A 16269-nucleotide genomic window follows, 5' to 3' on the forward strand; every position below is an offset into this window, starting at 1 on the left:
TCACCTCCCTCGTGCGTGTCCGGACTGCTGGTCGGCTGTCGCTCGTCGCCGGGTCCGAGGAGCGAGGGTTCCGCTCGCTGTCCCAGCCGTTGGTCGCTGTAGTCGGCAGGCGGTCGACACGACGATCAGGGTGAGCAGTGCCGCAGCGGTGACGGCCAGCCCTGGCGTCAGGCCCGGTGGCCAGTAGGAACACGACACCTTGGTGGCGCCCGAGCCGAGCGGGGCGGCCAGCAGCCCGTGGTAGGAGTTGCCCGGCAGAGCGGCGGCCCCATCGACCGAGCAGCTCCACCCCGGGACGGCGGTGATGGCGAAGACGGCCGTTCCGCTACTGGCCCGTGGCAGCCGCGCGCTCATGGTGTGACGGCCTGCGGTCACGGTGATGGCGCCGGTGGTCCGTAGCCGGGAGGCGGCATGAGCCAGTGCGGACGGGGAGAGGCAGCCGACCGGGGCCGGGGGCAGTGTCTGCGCGGTGGTTGCGCTGAAGGCGACCGCTAGGGAGCCGCTGGCCGGGACGGTGCCAAGGGGCTGCAGCCGGTTGCTGGTCTTCTCCCGGGCGCCGCGCAGCAGGACGTGGGTGTCCGGGGCGTGAACCCGGCCAGCGAACCAGGGCGCGTCGAGGTATACCTTGCTCCCCACCGGGCAGCGGACGGCGAGGGCCGGCTGAGGAGCGTCCCGAGGTGCTGCCGGGACGGACCAGCCCTGGCTGTCGCGTACCGGTGCAGGGACGCCGGCACGGCTTAGCGGCACCGGCACGGGAACGTTCCACACCGCATCTTTCAGCAGGAGGTTCTGGAGGGCGAATGGGTTGTCAGCGTGTCTGGGCCCCGTCGTGTCTGCCGGGTGCACGGTGACCAGGGGAGCTGCCGGACCGGTGCGCCGCTGGACGAACCCGCTGTGTGTCGGCCGGGAAGCTGCGAGATAGCTGGTGATACCGAACAGTGCGCGTGAACCGTCGTCGCCGGGGCTGAGCAGGTGGCGCCCGTGCATGTACCAGCCGAGGCCGAGCGCGCGGAGAGTGTGGGCGGTGCCGGCAGGGACGTAGCTGCTGTAGTAGGAGCCCCCTTGGCCACCTACCAATAGCGGGTCGTTGTCCGCGAACTGGTGTGGTCCGGGGTCAGAGCGTCCCACGGGCCAGATGCTCGCAACGAGGACAGCAGTCCGGGCGGCCTCGCTCTGCGCGTTCATGGTCGGATGCGGGGCGTAGAACCTCATCTGGTCGCGGAGCACCGTGGAGGCGTATGCCGAGAGGGCGGAGCCAAGAAGAACGAGCGCCGCCAGCGCGGCGCCGACCGCTCGGGTCGGCAGTCGGCGCCCGCGGGTCAGGTGCAGGGCAAGCAGCGCCGAAACGGTACCGGTGCCGACCACAGCCAGCGAGATCCAGGTGTACCGGTGCACGCCGGGGCGGCTCGCGGTGATCAGTGCGAGCACCAGCAGCAGCACGGATCCGCCGAGCAGCGGCGGCGGCCCCGGTCGGCGGGCCAGCGCCGACCAGGCTGCCATCGTCATCAGCGCGCTGAGGACGAACGCCGCGCGGTAGTGGCTGCCGTTGGGCAGTGCAAGGCCGTGCCACAACAGGACCGTCGGCTTCCACGCGAAGGAGGCGGCGACCACCGCGATCAGCCCCAGCCAGGCGCACCGTTCACGCAGCGGCACGGCGCGCAGGAACGGCAGAGACAGCAGCAGTACCAGCCCCAGCATGCCGATTGCCATGTAGGGCACCGAGTGGGGGCTGCGACCCGCCGGCAGCAACTGGGCAAGGAAGTCAAAAGGGTTGACTCGGTGATATGCCCTGGGTTGGGGCGTTTGCGAGTCCCTGCTCGCCGCTCCGCAGACCAGAAGCACCGGTGCCGCCAGCGCCACTCCGACCACCAGCGTCGACCCGGCCCGCAGCAAGATCCGCAACGACGCCCGACACTGCCCGGCCATCAGCATCCGTGCCAGCAAAACCAGTATCGCGCAGAGCGAGGCCATGGCAGCGGTGTAGAAGTTGCCGTACCAGCACACCGCCACCAGCAGACAGCCCGTCACCCAGCGGCGCCGCTGCAGCGCCCAGTCCATGACGGTGCACAGCAGAGGCAGAGCAGCCAGGCCCCACAGCCACATCGGGTCGGCGGAAGCATCGTTCAGGGCCCAGGCACAGACCCCGTAGCCGGCTCCGAGCTGAGCCCGCAGCCAGGGCGAGCCGGGCCGCAGCCGGCCCAGAAAGCCGGTCATCAGCGCCGCAGCGGAACCGATGCACAGCAGCTCGCCGAGGAAGACCGGCAGATCGACGGCACTGCGCGCGAAGAGAAGGACCAGCCAGGAGAACGGGTAGGCCAGGTAAGTGAAGAAGTCCGCCAGAAACGGTACGCCGAAACCGCTGTTCCAGTTAAGGAACAGGTCGCCGCCACCGGCCCCGTGCACAAGGTCCCACAGGTGGGCGTGGAGCGGGACGAACTGGTTGCCGAGATCGTTGATCGCCCGCCCGCGCGGCCCGAAGGGGTAGATGCCATGTCCTGCGCTGCCGATGCAGTACGCGGCCATAGCGAGTACCGCTGCCAGGATCGCCCCGCCCGTTTCCGCACCACGGCCGGCGCGCCTCACCCCGCGGGTGGCTTCCTTTTCCCCTTCTGCTTCCGCTGCAACAGTCACGGCGCTGCAGGCTTCGGACGCGTTACCGGCACAGAGCGCCGGCTCCGTGGCCTGGGCCGATCTCGGAGCCTCGAGGTGGGAGTCAGCTCGCCCACGCCCACCATGACAAACGGGGTTGCTGCCAGCCCCCCGCCCAGCCACAGGGCACGGCACTCCGACATGGAACCCGGCCTGAGAGCCGAAGCCCTCGTCCTCGAAGGGGCCCGGGGGTGTACCCGCAACCCGCCACGCGCCATCGTCGCACTCCTGCCAATCGTTTCCGCCTCAGGCTTCGCGGCCCTGCGAGGGGGACGGGACGCAGGACCCGTCCGGCCGCCGATGGAACTCTAGGAAAATAGACCATATATATTCCAAATCGGCCTGTTATAGCGTCCGCGGCGTCGCCTGCGCGAGTGGCTGCCGGGGTGGGACGACAATGCCCCGCGCGGGGTGCGGTTCGGCGGTCCGGCGGTACCGGCGGTATGGGTGTCGACCAAGGCAGGAAAGACCATCTCCCGGGGGTCCGGGGGTCCGGGGGGCTGGCATGGGGCTCTTGGCTGGGGGCCGGCCGTAGGCCACACCCCAGCCCGCCGTTTCGTCCGAGAGATCCTCCGGCCGTCCCGACACCACGGTGCCGGGACGGCCACCGGAGGAAGGCGTATTCCACGCTGGGCAGCGCCAGGGCCTTGGCTCCCTTGGCTCTGGGGTCCGACGTATAGACGCCGTCCACATCGGTGCAGATCTCGCAGAAGACAGGAGCCAGGCGGCCTCCGACCCCAGCTGGGGGGAGGGCGGGAGCCGGAGACCTTAGAGGTGAAGCTACCGAAAACAATCTGTACAGCCGTGTGTCAACACGTCGGGAGACCCCCAGCCGGCCGAGGGCGGGGGGCTTCCGTGCGGGCCCGCGGTGCGCGGGAGCGGAGCCCGGCCCCCGCTCCCGCGCCTCAAGGAAACCCATCAAGCGCGCGGAAGCGACCGGCCCGGCGAAATTACCGAGCACCCACACAAGTGCTGCGTATCGACACACCGAGAGAGCACATCAAGAACCATGCACAGCTCTCCACACCGAGCACCCTTTGATGCCACCTGCAGAGCGCCCAGCCCGGCCCGCCCGACCGCCTGCGGCGCCGGGGGACCAGTGCTCACTGGTTTCCGGCGCCGTTGCTGCCCCCGTCGTCCGCCTCCTCCTTGCCACCGCTGCTGTCCTCCTGCCGGATGAGGCCCGGGATGCGCGCAGCATGCCGTTGCCCCCCTGTTGTATCCATACAAGCGGCCGCGGATCCTACAGCGGATCCACGGCACCACCAAACCCCTGAACTCGACAGAAAGTGCCCGGTATCGGACCCATCGAGCGCCAGGAGCCGACACCGTGCCCACAGCAGCCCCCACCTCTGGGAGGACTTCGACGTCCCCGCGCACGCCCGAGGCGGACAGGTCACCCTCAACCTCTACGACCACCTGGCCGCACACGCACCCAAACGCCCGGGCGCGTACCTGCGGATCTCCTCTGACCGCTTCGGCCTGGAGGCCGGCGTCGACCGCCAGCTCGAAGACGCGAAGACACCCGGGCGCGCCTGCGCTGGGGCCCGTTCGCCAAGGTCTACCGCGAGAACGACACCTCCGCTTTCAAGAAGCGCAAGGTCATCAAGGGGGCATGCAGTGGCGCTTGCGGGAGATTCGTCGTGACGCCTGGCGCGTTCTCTGTCTTCCCACTGCCTCGGTGGCGTGGTGGGCCGTGACGCAGGTGTTGTCGAAGGCTGGACTAAGAGCGACCGGCAGTAGGCGTCACTGGAGGCGGCGGGTGGTGCGGCGGGTGTCCCAGCGGTACAGCGTGGTCGCGCGGCGGATGAGCATGCGGAGCGTGACGATCGCTGCTGCGAGGTGGAGGTAGAAGTCCACCGCCTTGCCACTCTTCTCGGTGCAGCGTCGCAGCTTCCCGTAGCCGTTCATCCACGAGTGCGTCCGCTCCACCACCCAGCGCTTCCCGGCCTGGATCGGGGCGGGGACGCCCATGCAGGCGATCGCGCCCGTGAAGCCCAACTCGCCAAGCATTGTTGCCGGACCGAACGCCGAAGCGGAGCGGGCGCTGGCGGGATCACCGGCCGATCGCTCACATCACGAGACGTTGAGCTTGGAATATGGACACAGGTTCTCTGTGTTGCCTCCAAAAGACCTGTAAGTGTTGTGATTTGAGCATGGGGGTGGCGACCGTGGACCTGATGATCGGCGGCAAGGTTTTTCTGGTCACTGGAGGGACCAAGGGGCTCGGGCTGGCAGCCGCGCGAGTCCTCACCGCGGAAGGCGCCCGGGTGGTCGTGTCCTCACGCACCCAAGAAGCGGTGGAGAAGGCCGTCGCAGAGCTAGGCGGCCCCGACCACGCCATGGGCCTGGTCGCCGACAACGCCGACCCCGAAGCAGCCGACCGGCTAACGGCGGCCGCCCTACGGCAGTACGGACGTCTGGATGGTGCGCTGATCAGTGTGGGCGGTCCTCCGACCGGCCCCATCACCGCCATCACCGACGCTCAGTGGCGTGAGTCTTTCGAGTCCGTCTTCCTTGGTGCCCTGCGCGTTGCACGCACGGCTGCCCCAGTCCTGCCCACCGGAGGCTCTATCGGCTTCGTTCTGTCCCTGTCCGTGAAAGCCGCGTGGCCGAATATGAGCGTGTCCAACGGGCTCCGACCAGGACTCGCCATGGCTGCCAAGACCTTGGCCGACGAACTGGGCCCACGCGGCATCAGGGTCAACGGCTTCGTGGTCGGCTCCATCGCCACCGACCGCCTCACTCAGCTCGAAGAGGCCACCGGCGATCCCCAGCAGGCACGGATCCAGCGGACAGCCGACATACCGCTTCGCCGATATGGCACACCCGAAGAATTCGGCCGCCTGGCCGCAGTCGTGCTTTCACCAGTGGCGTCCTACACCACTGGCAGCATGATCCACATCGACGGAGGCGCCCTACGTTCCCTGTGACAGTCAGCCGACCGTCGAAACTCGTTTTCCTCAGACCGACCGGTAGGAGGCGTGAGTAGGCCGCTGACAGCCACCCCAGACGCACGGCAGGCACGAGCCCGAGTTGATCATGGAGTTCTCTACGCTCAGTGACCACCGGAGGGCTCGTGCCTGTCCTGCCTTCATGCCTGCTCGAGCCCTTGTGGGACCAGTTCGCGGCGCTCCTGCCGCGGCACGTGGACACCCATCCGCTGGGCTGCCACAACCCCCGCATCCCTGATCGCGTCGTCTTTGAGCACGTGATCGCTGCCCTGGTGCACGGCTCCGGCTACGAGCGGATTGCCACTCCCCGATGCTCGGACCGCACCATTCGACGTCGCGTCACATACTGGGCCCAGCTGGGGATAGCCGAGTAGGTTCACGCCCTGGCCCTGGAAGCGTACGACCGCATGATCGGCCTCTCGCTCAACGAACTCGCGGTGGACGGGTGCATCACCAAGGCGCCCTCTGATGGCGAGAAGGCCGGCAGCTCCCCGGTCGACCGCGGCAAGCAGGGCCTCAAACGCTCGGTGGCCTCCGACGCCCGCGGCATTCCCCTTGGCATCGTCTCCGCTGGCGCCAACCGACACGACTCGCCCCTACTCGCACCAACACTCGAAGCGGCGAAAGATCAGGTCGGACGACTTCCACAGCGCGTCAACGTCAACCTCGATCGAGGCTACGACAACAGCAAGACCCATTCTTTGCTTGGCGAGTTGGGCTTCACGGGCGCGATCGCCTGCATGGGCGTCCCCGCCCCGATCCAGGCCGGGAAGCGCTGGGTGGTGGAGCGGACGCACTCGTGGATGAACGGCTACGGGAAGCTGCGACGCTGCACCGAGAAGAGTGGCAAGGCGGTGGACTTCTACCTCCACCTCGCAGCAGCGATCGTCACGCTCCGCATGCTCATCCGCCGCCCGACCACGCTGTACCGCTGGGACACCCGCCGCACCACCCGCCGCCTCCAGTGACGCCTACTGCCGGTCGCTCTTACTGCGATATCACCCAGACGGGCCATCAGTTGCTGCAAACCCGATGAGCAGATCTCGAAGCGGAACCGCCGCTACCGGCAAACGCTGTACCGCCGGCCTTCGCACCCGGCCCAGCCCCGAGCGTCACTCAGCACCACATGTCCGTTCGCCGTAGCGATACGAGAACAGGGCCGAGAAGGAGTGGCTGCGAACGGGCCCGTACCGCCCGTGGACAAACCGCTTCAAGGTGAGGTGAAGTGGTTCATGACCTGGGCGGCGAAGGCGGCGGAGGCTTCGACCATTGGTGTGTGGCCAGAGTCGAGTACGACGGTCCGCGCTCCGCGGCGGCCCGCAGCCAGGCCCATCCCCGACCGTGCGGGAGTGAACGTGTCGTGTTCGCCGCAGATCAACAGCAGTGGAACCTCGCTTCCCCGGCCGCACTTCATCACGGCGTCGTGCGCGTTGAGGGCGCGCCGAAAGTTCACAGTCGTATGCGGAAGCCGAAAGGCCTCTTGGTAGGCGGGCGCGAGTGCCTCGCGCAGTGTTTCCCGGTTGTGCGGAGCCAAGGTGTGGTCGCAGGCCAAGAGGGACACTTCCAGGATCTGCCCCTGTCCTGCCATGTCCACCGCTTGCGCCAGCATCTTTCGCGTCTCCTGCGTCAGTTTCTCGCTCGCGTTGGTCAGCACCACCCGTGCGACCCGGTCGACGTGGTGCTCCAGCAGAAGGCAGGCCAGGCCGGCGCCGTAGCAGTACCCCAATAGGTCAACCTGCCGCACTTCCAGGTGCTCCAGGGCCAAGTTGACGGCCGCAGCCTGGATCTCGTAACCGGCGATGGTCTCGTCGTCCAGTTCCGAGGCGCTACCGAAGCCGGGTGGGTCGAACGTGATGACGGTGACGTCGTCGGGTAGATGCGCCTCGAGCAAATCCCAGTCGTGCATGTCCATCGTAGCCCCGCCGAGCAGGGCGATCGGCCGACGCGTCGATGGTTGCGATGCGGCACGCACCCGGCAGGCGAAGTCGTACCCGGCCATCCTCAGCCGGTGCACGCGCTCTCGCGTCGCGGGAGATCCAGGGGTGCTGATCGCATTCCGCCGAATGGTCATGCCGCCTCCACCTGAGCCGTGTTCACCTTTCGGCGCGCCCCGCACATCTCGGCCGTGGCCGCCCGTTCATCGCTGTGAGGAGAGCCGTCGCCGACAACGTCGTCTTGCCGACGGGCGCCGGCGCGTGGATTGAGGTCCAGATCAGAGGTCGTACCACACCGAGGCAATCTCGACCCCGTCGCATGGCGAGTACGTCCCGAGCACGGTGGCGCCGCGTACGCGGACTGTCCGGGGTTCCTCGAGGCGAGGTGGCTGAGAAGGAGACCACCGATGTCCTCGCGGTGGTGTTCGCGCCGCACAGCAAGAAGCTGCCCGTACCAGTGAGAAGTTCCTTTCGGATGGTTCCTCCGGTCGGCGCCGTAGGCGGCGAGCACGTTTTCGACAGCCGGGCCGCAGATGTCCCGAGGCTGTTGCTCCACCGCCGGCCACTCCTTGTCGGTATCGAGCGCAGAGGAGTGCTGGCCCAGGACGACGCCTTTGCCCTCCACAAGGAACACCTCGCCCACCTCAAGGTTCTCCTCGGCCACCCACCCGAAATAGCCGGGTGCCGGACGCCTGTAGAGCTGCTGCGTGCTGAACATCCACTGGTAGAGGCGGTCCTCGGCGAAGGCGTCGGTCAGGATCTCCGTGACCTCGTCGATGTCTTCTCGCGTCCCGCTACGCACCTCGGCGGATGTCATTGGATCTGTCTTCCTGATTCATCGGAACACCTTAGCCATGTGAATGCGTATAGTAACAGAATGCGTACTTAAAGTTAGTTTAGTGTGCGGTGGCTGGCTGGACTTCAGGGAATTGAGCAGTACCCACTTTGAGAAGAGGCCCGAATGAACATTCGAACGTCCCCGGTACTGGTCACCCTCCCGCCCGGCCCGCCGCTGCCGGGGCCTATCCTGACCGGATTGTGGATCGCCTCTCGCAAGCGGCTTCTTGCTTGTCTTCAAAGGCGCTACGGGTCGACCTTCACGATGACGATGTCTCCGTTCGGCCCCAGCGTGTTCCTGTGCAGCGCCGCTCTGGTCAGGCAGATGCTGACGACCAGTCCGGCGATCGCTGGACTGGGTGAGCCGAACCTGGGCAACGTCCTGGGGCCGGGCTCAACGTTCGCGCTGGAAGGTCCCGAACACCTGCATCGACGCAAACTGCTGGCCCCCTCCTTCCACGGGCGCCATCTGCACGCCTATGAGGAGTTGATGGTCGAGGAGACCGTCCGCGAGGCGGAGACCTGGCCTCAGGGCGTCGAGTTCGCGACGGCGCCGAGGTTCATGCGGCTCACGTTGAACATCATCCTGCGCACGGTTCTGGGGGCCGAGGGCGAGCACCTGGAACGGCTGCGCGAGCTGATGCCTCCGATGGTCGACCTCGGCGCCCGGCTGACGCTGTCGCCGTTCACCGACCGTGGGCGTTCGTGGGGGGCGTGGGCTCGTTTCCGTAGGATGCGGCGGGAGTACGACACGGTTGCCTTCGACCTCATCGACAGCGTCCGGGCAGACCCAAAGCTAGAGGAGCGCGAAGACGTCCTCGCCATGCTCGTGCAGAGCCGGTACGAGGACGGCGAGGCCATGGCGAACCAAGAGATCGCCGACGAACTGCTGACCATCCTCGGCGCCGCTCACGAGACCACGGCGAACACGCTGACCTGGGCCGTCGAACGACTGACCCGGCACCCGGAGCTCCTCGACCGCCTCGTGGCAGAGGTCGACGGCGGCGGCTCCGACCTGCTGGCCGCTACCATCCTCGAGGTCCAGCGCACACGTCCCGTCATCACGGACATCACCCGCAGCGTCGACGCACCGACGATGCCACTGGGGGAATGGACCATCCCCAAAGGACACCAAGTCGTCATCGCCATCGACTTCGTGCAGATGGACGAGACCGTCTTCCCCAACCCCGAGAAGTTCGATCCGGACCGGTTCGTGCATGCCCATCCCGACACGTACTCCTGGATCCCCTTCGGAGGCGGCACACGCCGGTGCATCGGTGCCGCCTTCGCCAACCTCGAGATGAACGTCGTTCTCCGGACACTGCTCCAGAACTACGAGTTCCGCACAACATGCGTACCGGACGAGAAGTGGAAGTCCCGCGGCGTCTCCTGGACGCCCGCCCGCGGCGGGCGCGCCGTGGTCCACCGTCGCAACACCGCTCATACCCTCCCCCACGCGGCCCCAGCATCAACGACAATCCGCCGAACGAGTGACGACGTGGGCTGATAACTCACGGTAGAGATGTACAACGGCTTCTCCCCCCGGCCACCGCGCTCTGCGCCGCGTCTTCGCGGATTGGCACGTGACCAGGCGCCACCTCATGACGCCGCGCCGCCGAGTAGACGGGCTCACTCGCCCCGGGCGGCCTCGTTACGCTGCGCGTGCGCGAGCGCGTCCAACACCCGCCCGTCCTCCGAGGTGGCGGTGAACTGAAGCTTCTCGACCAGGTCGAACATCAGCGTCCGGTCCCGGCCGATCTGCTCGTACGGCTTGGCGAACCCGCCGAAGCTCTCCACCGTCTTCGTGACCGTGCCGAGCCCGCCGGCCTGCACAGCAGGGCCTTCATCAAGGCGAGGACCGCCGGGGAGACCTCGCCGTCCAGGCGCCGGGCCACCTCCTCGACCGGCGCCTGTTCGTCCAGCCCCTCCTATGAATGCTCGGTGTTGTGGCAGTGGGTTGATCGGCAGCGGTCCCGAGGTGATGGATGGTGTGTTGGCCGGCATGTTCGTCGGTGGTGATTGTTGGTCTTGGCTGTCGTGGAGATGAGCATTCCTGTGTTCTTGATCAGGCCTGGGGTATGGGCTGGTGGCATGACTGCTGCTCCGTCGTCTGCATCGCTGCTGCTGCCGGTGGTGCCGTTTTCGGTGGGGGCCGAGACTGGTGGTGGCTTCCCGGGCGCGGGACCGGGCCTTGACGCGGTCGATGGTGGTGCGTCGTCTTCTCGCGCTGGATGAGGCAGGGACGCTTCAGACGGTGCATGTCCGTATCGCCGCATCGACGGCGGGGGTCAATGTGCACGGTGTGGCGTTGGCTGGCTGTGGCGTAGGAGTCGGGCCGGATCGAACCCGCCCGGCGGCGTGGGGCGTTCACGCTGACGGATGCGTTGTGGGCCCGGCTGGGGGAGCGCCGTCACCGACGGTGGCGTGTCCGCCGAGGCCGTCGGCGCGGTGGCCACCGGCTCAGCACCCGGGCGAAGCTGGCTGTCCGCCACACCGGCCACTCGGCCCAGCGCCGCGCCACCGAGGAGTCCCGCCGCGCCGGCAACGACCGCAAGGTCATGGCCAAGCAGGGCGGATGGTGCCGATCTCCGGCGTCGTGGAGGGCTACTTCGAGGGCGCCGACGGCTGGGAAGAGAACGCCATGATCGGTGTCACCTGCTGATTCCTGCTTCTCGGGACGCCGTAGGCTCCTGGTAGTCGGCTTGCCCTGCCACTCGTCGAGACAACGAGCCTGGCATAGGAGGGGCGCGCCGTAGCACGGGGGGTGAGACCGCGCATCCGGCGGGCAGGAGGCCGCTCCACGTGCCGGGGCCGTACGCCCTTTCCGGTGGCTGCGGGCCGTCGGATGCTGCGAAGTGGCGGGCTTGGCAGGTGAGGCGTTCGCTGGCCCACTCGGCCAATACCACCGCGATCGCCCTCAACAGACTCCGAGCTGGCGAGTCTGGCGACCGTAACGTACGGTCAGCCCGCCCTAGCCGCAGCTGCCTTCTTTGGTTTCCGCTCTCCAAGGAGAAGCTCCATGGCCCCCGTACGTGCCACCACAGCCCTGACGGCCACCGCCGCGGCTTTCTCCCTCGCTCTGTCCGTGGCCACCCCGGCTGCAGCCGCTGCCCACGCGTCGACCCCGCACGCCGCGCAACTCGCCGAGGACAACGTCAACTGTGTCGACTACAACGTCAACAACAACCTCATCGGCGACAATCTGTTCGTGCTCACCGACCTGGACCCGCAGGAGACGGAGAGCACGCCGCCCGGCACCGTCGACAGCGTGTGCACCAATAGCGCGCTGAGCACCGAACCGGCGACGATGACGGCCACCTTCAGCAACGGCACCACCAAGAGCGCGACTCTCCAGCCCGGGCAGTCCGTCACCTTCAAGCCCCCGCATGGTGACGTCGACGACCGCATCAGGGGAATCCACGGCCAACTGGGATAAAAGCTGTGCCGCACCACTGGCCCGAAGCGGCCCCGGTCGCTCTCGCGGCAGCCGCCTGAGGACAGCCCGCTGCCGTTCGGCTGCGCGTCCAACGACGCCGAACCGAACCGCAAGCAGAATCTAGGGCTGACGCCTCCCCCGCCCGCCATCTCTCACGCTCAGCCTCGCCAACTCAGGCGCTCACCCGCCACGTGGAGCGCTCCGTCACAGGGTGAATCAAGCAGACACGGGCAGTTTCAAGGCCGGCGGCACGGTGAATTTCCTGCGGGCCCATCGGGAGGCCGGAACGTTGCCGGAGGTGAGGGTGACGATCGCGTCCGGCGGGAATGCCGGGCTGGCGTGTGCGTGGGCTGCGCGTGAGCACGGCGTGCGGGCAACGGTGTTCCTGCCGGAGACGGCACCGTCGGTGACGGTGTAGCGGCTGCGGGGGTAAGGGGCGGATGTGCGTCTCGTCGGCGCCGAGTACGCGGCGGCCTGCGCCGAGTTCGCCCAGTCGGCTGGTTCGCTCGCATCGCACGCTGATGACCATCCGCTCATCGCTGCGGGCGCGGGAACGCTGCTGGAGGAAATCCGGCAGCAGGTCCCCGGCCTGGGCACGGTGGTCGTAGCGGTTGGTGGTGGCGGTCTGTTCACCGGTGTCGCTACTGCGGCCGAGGAGCACGGGGTCCGGGTGGTCGCGGTCGAGCCTGAGAACTGCCGGGCTCTCAACGCCGCTATCGAGGCCGACCAAGTTGTCGACGTGGCGGTGGATTCGATTGCCGCGGATTCGCTCGGCGCGCGTCGTACTTCGGAGATGGCTCTGCATGCCGCTCGTCGGGGCGATGTTCGTTCGGTGCTGGTGCCCGACGACGCGATCATCACTGCCCGGCAAGCCCTGCTCAACCACCGGCGGCCGGCGGTTGAGCAGGCGCTGCGACGACGCTGGCCGGGCTGACGAGCCGCAGCCACGTGCTCGGCGAGGGCGAGCGGGTCGCGGTGGTGCTCTGCGGGGCGAACACCAACCCCACGGCTCTGTAGCGATCCTCAACAAGACGGCCGTCTTCGCCGACTGCTCCTCCAGTTCGAGAAGAAGCAGTCACCGAAGTACCGGACGACAAGCCGCTGCCGGGTTGGCTGGTGCGGTTCCCGAGGTGAAGGGACAAAGGGGGTGGGCCCTTCCTCGGCGCCTTGATGATGGCCGACCTTCTGACCGGGTCAAGGTCGTTCGTCCTCGGCTTCGCCTGCGGGCGCCTCCACCTTGCCCCGGTCCGGTGGTCGGCGACTCCGGCACCTATCGAGGAAGGGCCCGGTGTGATGCGGGGCCGGTTCAAGGCGGGAATGGTGCCCAGGGCAGACTGTGGCGCCAACGGGAATCGCCTGACCATAGGAGATCGAATGGACCGGACCAGTCACGATCTGCCCGACACCGTGACCCTGCAGCCCATCGGACAGGTGGTGAGTCGACGAAGTGAACTCACCGACGATCACTGGGGAGACGTCCCCGCTGTGATCCGACTGGACGCGGCTCGCTATGGCGAAGAGGCACTGTTCGGGCTGGAGGACTTCTCCCACCTGGAGGTGGTCTTCCACTTCCACCGCGTGCCCGAGGAGAAGATCGAGACCGGCGCCCGACACCCCCGGGGCAACACCGACTGGCCGCTGGTAGGAATCTTCGCCCAGCGCGGCAAGAACCGGCCCAATCGACTGGGAGTCTCACGCTGCACGCTGGTGAAAGTCGACGGCACGGACATTCACGTCCTCGGCCTGGACGCGGTCGACGGAACGCCGGTCCTCGACATCAAGCCCTACCTTCGTGAGTTCGGTCCCCGCGGAGAGCTCAGGCAGCCCCAGTGGGCCGTTGAATTGATGGGCGCGTACTACTGACAATGGATCCGGCCGGGCGTTTAGGGCTTGCAGATCATTAACACGTCGTCTTGATCTTGCTGTTGGGGTCGTTGCTCAGGGCGGGGACCCGGGCTTGGAGGACAGCGAGGGTATCGGGCGGGGTGGCCATTGGCGGGATGACGATGTCGTGCGCCTTGAGCAGTCTCCTGAACTTCAGCAGGGTGCGGTGCATGGCGGTACGGCTGCTGCCGAACAGGACGGCGAGGGGTTCTGCGGCCAGAGCGACCCGCAGGTGGAGCACGGCCGCCAGGACCTGTTCGGAGAAGTCCAGCCGGGGTGGGCGGCCATGCTTGACGTCGCCGTCTGAGGACAACGTCTCGGTGAGGTCGTCAAGTTGCTGCCGGGTCATTCCGGTTAGGGCGGGATCGCAGAGCAGGGCTTGGTCCCACTTCGGCACTGGCGATTGCAGGGCCCGAGCCGCCGGGATAGACGGACAAGGCCGGGGGTGCAGGGCATAGTTCCAGTCGCCGTGGAATGGTGGCGGGTCAGGGGCATGGCTGCCATCTCCGCGTCATCGATGGCGACTCCGGTTGGATAGGTGTCGCTACTGTGGCCCCTGGTTGCCCGTCTCGAAGCACGCCTCGAAGACGGGCACAGCGAACGCGAGGTATTGCGTCTGCTCGCCCACGCCCGGATCGGCCTCGGCGTCGCGCTCGGAAACGTCTTTCCCGAGGAGCGACTGGCCACCGCGACCCACTGGACCGCCAAGAGCCTGGACATCGCAGCCCACTTCAAGGATCCCGCCTTCAGCAGCTACGCCCTGCGAATGCACGGAAACGAACTGCGCAAGGCCCGCATCCGAGGCGCCGCGGTGGACCGGCTGAGCCACGCAGCGGCCCTGGCACCGGACCGCGAGACCCGTGCGGCGGTACTGCCGCTGTACGCGCGCACCGCAGGCGAACTCGGCGACTCCCAACTCTTCGACAGCGTGATGCAAGAAGCCGACGATCTGATAGGAAGCACAGGGCACACTTCGCTCTTCAACCCCTACACGCTGCACGAGATCCGCCTGCGCGGCCTCGTAAGCACGGGGCGTGCGGACGTCGCCTACGGCTGGTCGACCATGGACCTGGCGCGACGACGACCGTCGCACCGCAATGGCGAGTGATTGAACTGATCACTGTCGCCCACGTTCGGCTCTGTGCGGACGACCGAGGCGGGGCTACCGAATCGCTGAACACCGCGATGACTGGGGCAGTAGTTCAGCGGCTGCCACACCAGTTGCAGCGGATCGTACGGACCGCCGGAGAACGACTTCCCGACGTGCGCGGCCAGGCGGTTCAGGCGCTTGATCGGATGCGGCAGGAAATGGCGGCCTAGCAACGGGGTCAGCGCAGCCATTCGATCACCTGGTCAGCGGTGAGGATTTGGTGTTGCCACGCCCGCGTGATCGTGTGAGCGCGGTTCCGCGCCTGCAGGTTCGCCAACAACTCGCGACCGTCCCGGCGGACGATGTCGGCTTGCCGCTTCAGAGCTGTGGCCATCTGCGCGGCGGTCATCTCCCGTGCGATGAGGGGAACGAGGTCACGCTGTTCACGTGGCAGGTACAGCAACTCGGGATCCAGCAGCTTCGGCCGGTCGACGGCGTTGGTGGCATAGGCGACGGCGAGTGCGGCAGCCGTCTCGCTCACGCCGTACAACTTCCGCTTGGCAAGCTTGAGGTAGCCCGCAGCTGTGCCCTCCCGGATCGTGAGGCGCAGCGCGAGCGCGGCGAGCATGCTGCCGTCAGCCAGGCCCTCAAGGACCTGCCTCTCCCCGGGCGCGAGGACGACCTTCGCTACGGTCGTAGTCATCAGGCCGCTTCCCTTTTGACACGGCGCATCACCGGATCGATGACCTGTCCGTCAGGCAGCAGTTCACCGGTGTCGTCAAAGAGCAGGACGCCGTTGCAGAGCAGGCACCTTCTCTGCACTTCACTCGATGCAGTGATCGGGCGCCGGGCGGTCGCGACTTGGCCGGGCTCCACGGACATCAGAGCGGTCGGTGCTGGCAGACGCCATGAACAGTTCGGCGATTGCGGTACTCGCGACCGCGCATGTGGTCGCCGGTGCCGCGCGGCATCCGCGAGGGCGAGGCCGGCGGTCGAAATCTCCGGCGGGCTCGCTCACTAGCAGAGATCAGGTCGTCCGCACCCACGGCGTGCGGTCCCGGCCCACACTTCGACTATTCAGTGTTGCCAGGTACCAGTAGTCAGTGATACTTTATACCGGTAGTCAGCAGCACCAAGTAGCCGAAGGGGCATCCCATGAGCAAGCAGGTGACAGAGATGCTCAAGGGGACGCTGGAGGGCATCGTCCTGGCGATCCTGTCCGGCCGGCCCGCGTACGGCTACGAGATCACGGCGTGGCTGCGTGATCAGGGCTTCTCCGACATCGCCGAGGGCACCATCTACGCGCTGCTCGTCAGGATCGAAAAGCGCGGCTTCGTCGACGTGGAGAAGGTCCCGTCCGAGAAGGGGCCACCGCGCAAGGTGTATTCCCTGAACGCTCAGGGACGTGAGTATCTCGACGAGTTCTGGAGGACCTGGAGCTTCCTCACAGAACGACTGGAACAGCTCCGCGAAGGGGGCGGATGA

Annotated in this window: 12 protein-coding genes and 4 pseudogenes; 8 read left to right on the forward strand and 8 right to left on the reverse strand. The window is 67.3% G+C overall.

Annotated elements, in window-relative coordinates; translation table 11 throughout:
- Positions 1–2523: a YfhO family protein gene (locus B1H19_RS02535; RefSeq protein ID WP_237289063.1), complete on the reverse strand. Its 2523-nt coding sequence runs from the start codon at positions 2521–2523 to the stop codon at positions 1–3.
- A 1872-nt stretch (positions 2524–4395) separates the two neighbouring features.
- Positions 4396–4659: pseudogene (locus B1H19_RS02540) on the reverse strand (IS5/IS1182 family transposase); the annotation flags it as partial.
- 161 nt (positions 4660–4820) lie between these two features.
- Between B1H19_RS02540 and B1H19_RS02545 the strand changes: the two are divergent.
- Positions 4821–5582, forward strand: coding sequence for an SDR family oxidoreductase (locus B1H19_RS02545; RefSeq protein ID WP_203237074.1), 762 nt, complete (start codon positions 4821–4823; stop codon positions 5580–5582).
- 146 nt (positions 5583–5728) lie between these two features.
- Positions 5729–6571 (forward strand): annotated as a pseudogene (locus tag B1H19_RS02550) (IS5 family transposase).
- Between the two features lie 242 nt (positions 6572–6813).
- Here B1H19_RS02550 and B1H19_RS02555 read toward each other — a convergent pair.
- Both B1H19_RS02555 and B1H19_RS02560 read right to left on the reverse strand, forming a co-directional pair.
- Positions 6814–7674, reverse strand: a complete 861-nt coding sequence (locus tag B1H19_RS02555; RefSeq protein ID WP_083102627.1) for an alpha/beta fold hydrolase — start codon at positions 7672–7674, stop codon at positions 6814–6816.
- Positions 7671–8354 (reverse strand): hypothetical protein, encoded by a 684-nt coding sequence (locus B1H19_RS02560; RefSeq protein ID WP_083102628.1) that lies wholly within the window; start codon positions 8352–8354, stop codon positions 7671–7673. The genes B1H19_RS02555 and B1H19_RS02560 overlap by 4 nt, the downstream gene beginning before the upstream one ends.
- A 144-nt stretch (positions 8355–8498) precedes the next feature.
- On the opposite strand from B1H19_RS02560, the gene B1H19_RS02565 reads away from it, so the two are divergent.
- Positions 8499–9881 (forward strand): cytochrome P450, encoded by a 1383-nt coding sequence (locus B1H19_RS02565; RefSeq protein WP_083102629.1) that lies wholly within the window; start codon positions 8499–8501, stop codon positions 9879–9881.
- A 122-nt stretch (positions 9882–10003) separates the two neighbouring features.
- Here the strand turns inward: B1H19_RS02565 and B1H19_RS02570 are convergent, their stop codons facing one another.
- Complete coding sequence (locus B1H19_RS02570; RefSeq protein WP_083102630.1) at positions 10004–10207, reverse strand: hypothetical protein; 204 nt, start codon at positions 10205–10207, stop codon at positions 10004–10006.
- A 1186-nt stretch (positions 10208–11393) separates the two neighbouring features.
- Here B1H19_RS02570 and B1H19_RS02575 point away from each other — a divergent pair.
- From B1H19_RS02575 to B1H19_RS02585, 3 genes and pseudogenes are all read left to right on the forward strand, one after another.
- On the forward strand, positions 11394–11810 hold the full coding sequence (locus tag B1H19_RS02575; protein ID WP_083102631.1) for a hypothetical protein: 417 nt from the start codon (positions 11394–11396) through the stop codon (positions 11808–11810).
- Positions 11811–12021: 211 nt separating this feature from the next.
- Positions 12022–12827, forward strand: a pseudogene (locus B1H19_RS02580) (pyridoxal-phosphate dependent enzyme).
- Between the two features lie 357 nt (positions 12828–13184).
- On the forward strand, positions 13185–13673 hold the full coding sequence (locus tag B1H19_RS02585; protein ID WP_083102632.1) for an SAM-dependent methyltransferase: 489 nt from the start codon (positions 13185–13187) through the stop codon (positions 13671–13673).
- A gap of 37 nt (positions 13674–13710) precedes the next feature.
- Here B1H19_RS02585 and B1H19_RS02590 read toward each other — a convergent pair.
- A pseudogene (locus B1H19_RS02590) lies at positions 13711–14237 on the reverse strand (helix-turn-helix domain-containing protein); the annotation flags it as partial.
- Between B1H19_RS02590 and B1H19_RS39030 the strand changes: the two are divergent.
- Positions 14233–14802 carry a hypothetical protein gene (locus tag B1H19_RS39030; protein ID WP_162500686.1) on the forward strand — a complete coding sequence of 190 codons (570 nt, stop codon included), beginning with the start codon at positions 14233–14235 and terminating at the stop codon, positions 14800–14802. The pseudogene B1H19_RS02590 and the gene B1H19_RS39030 sit on opposite strands and share 5 nt — an antisense overlap.
- Before the next feature lie 220 nt (positions 14803–15022).
- On the opposite strand, the gene B1H19_RS02600 is transcribed toward B1H19_RS39030, so the two are convergent.
- Both B1H19_RS02600 and B1H19_RS38520 read right to left on the reverse strand, forming a co-directional pair.
- Positions 15023–15487 (reverse strand): hypothetical protein, encoded by a 465-nt coding sequence (locus B1H19_RS02600; protein ID WP_237289064.1) that lies wholly within the window; start codon positions 15485–15487, stop codon positions 15023–15025.
- A complete protein-coding gene (locus B1H19_RS38520) occupies positions 15487–15666 on the reverse strand; it encodes a DUF5999 family protein (RefSeq protein WP_083102635.1) in 180 nt (59 codons plus the stop codon). Before B1H19_RS38520 ends, B1H19_RS02600 begins: the two co-directional genes overlap by 1 nt.
- 273 nt (positions 15667–15939) lie before the next feature.
- Between B1H19_RS38520 and B1H19_RS02610 the strand changes: the two genes are divergently transcribed.
- Positions 15940–16269 (forward strand): PadR family transcriptional regulator, encoded by a 330-nt coding sequence (locus tag B1H19_RS02610; RefSeq protein ID WP_083102636.1) that lies wholly within the window; start codon positions 15940–15942, stop codon positions 16267–16269.

Origin of the sequence: Streptomyces gilvosporeus (assembly GCF_002082195.1) — a bacterium.
Classification (GTDB): Bacteria; Actinomycetota; Actinomycetes; order Streptomycetales; family Streptomycetaceae; genus Streptomyces; species Streptomyces gilvosporeus.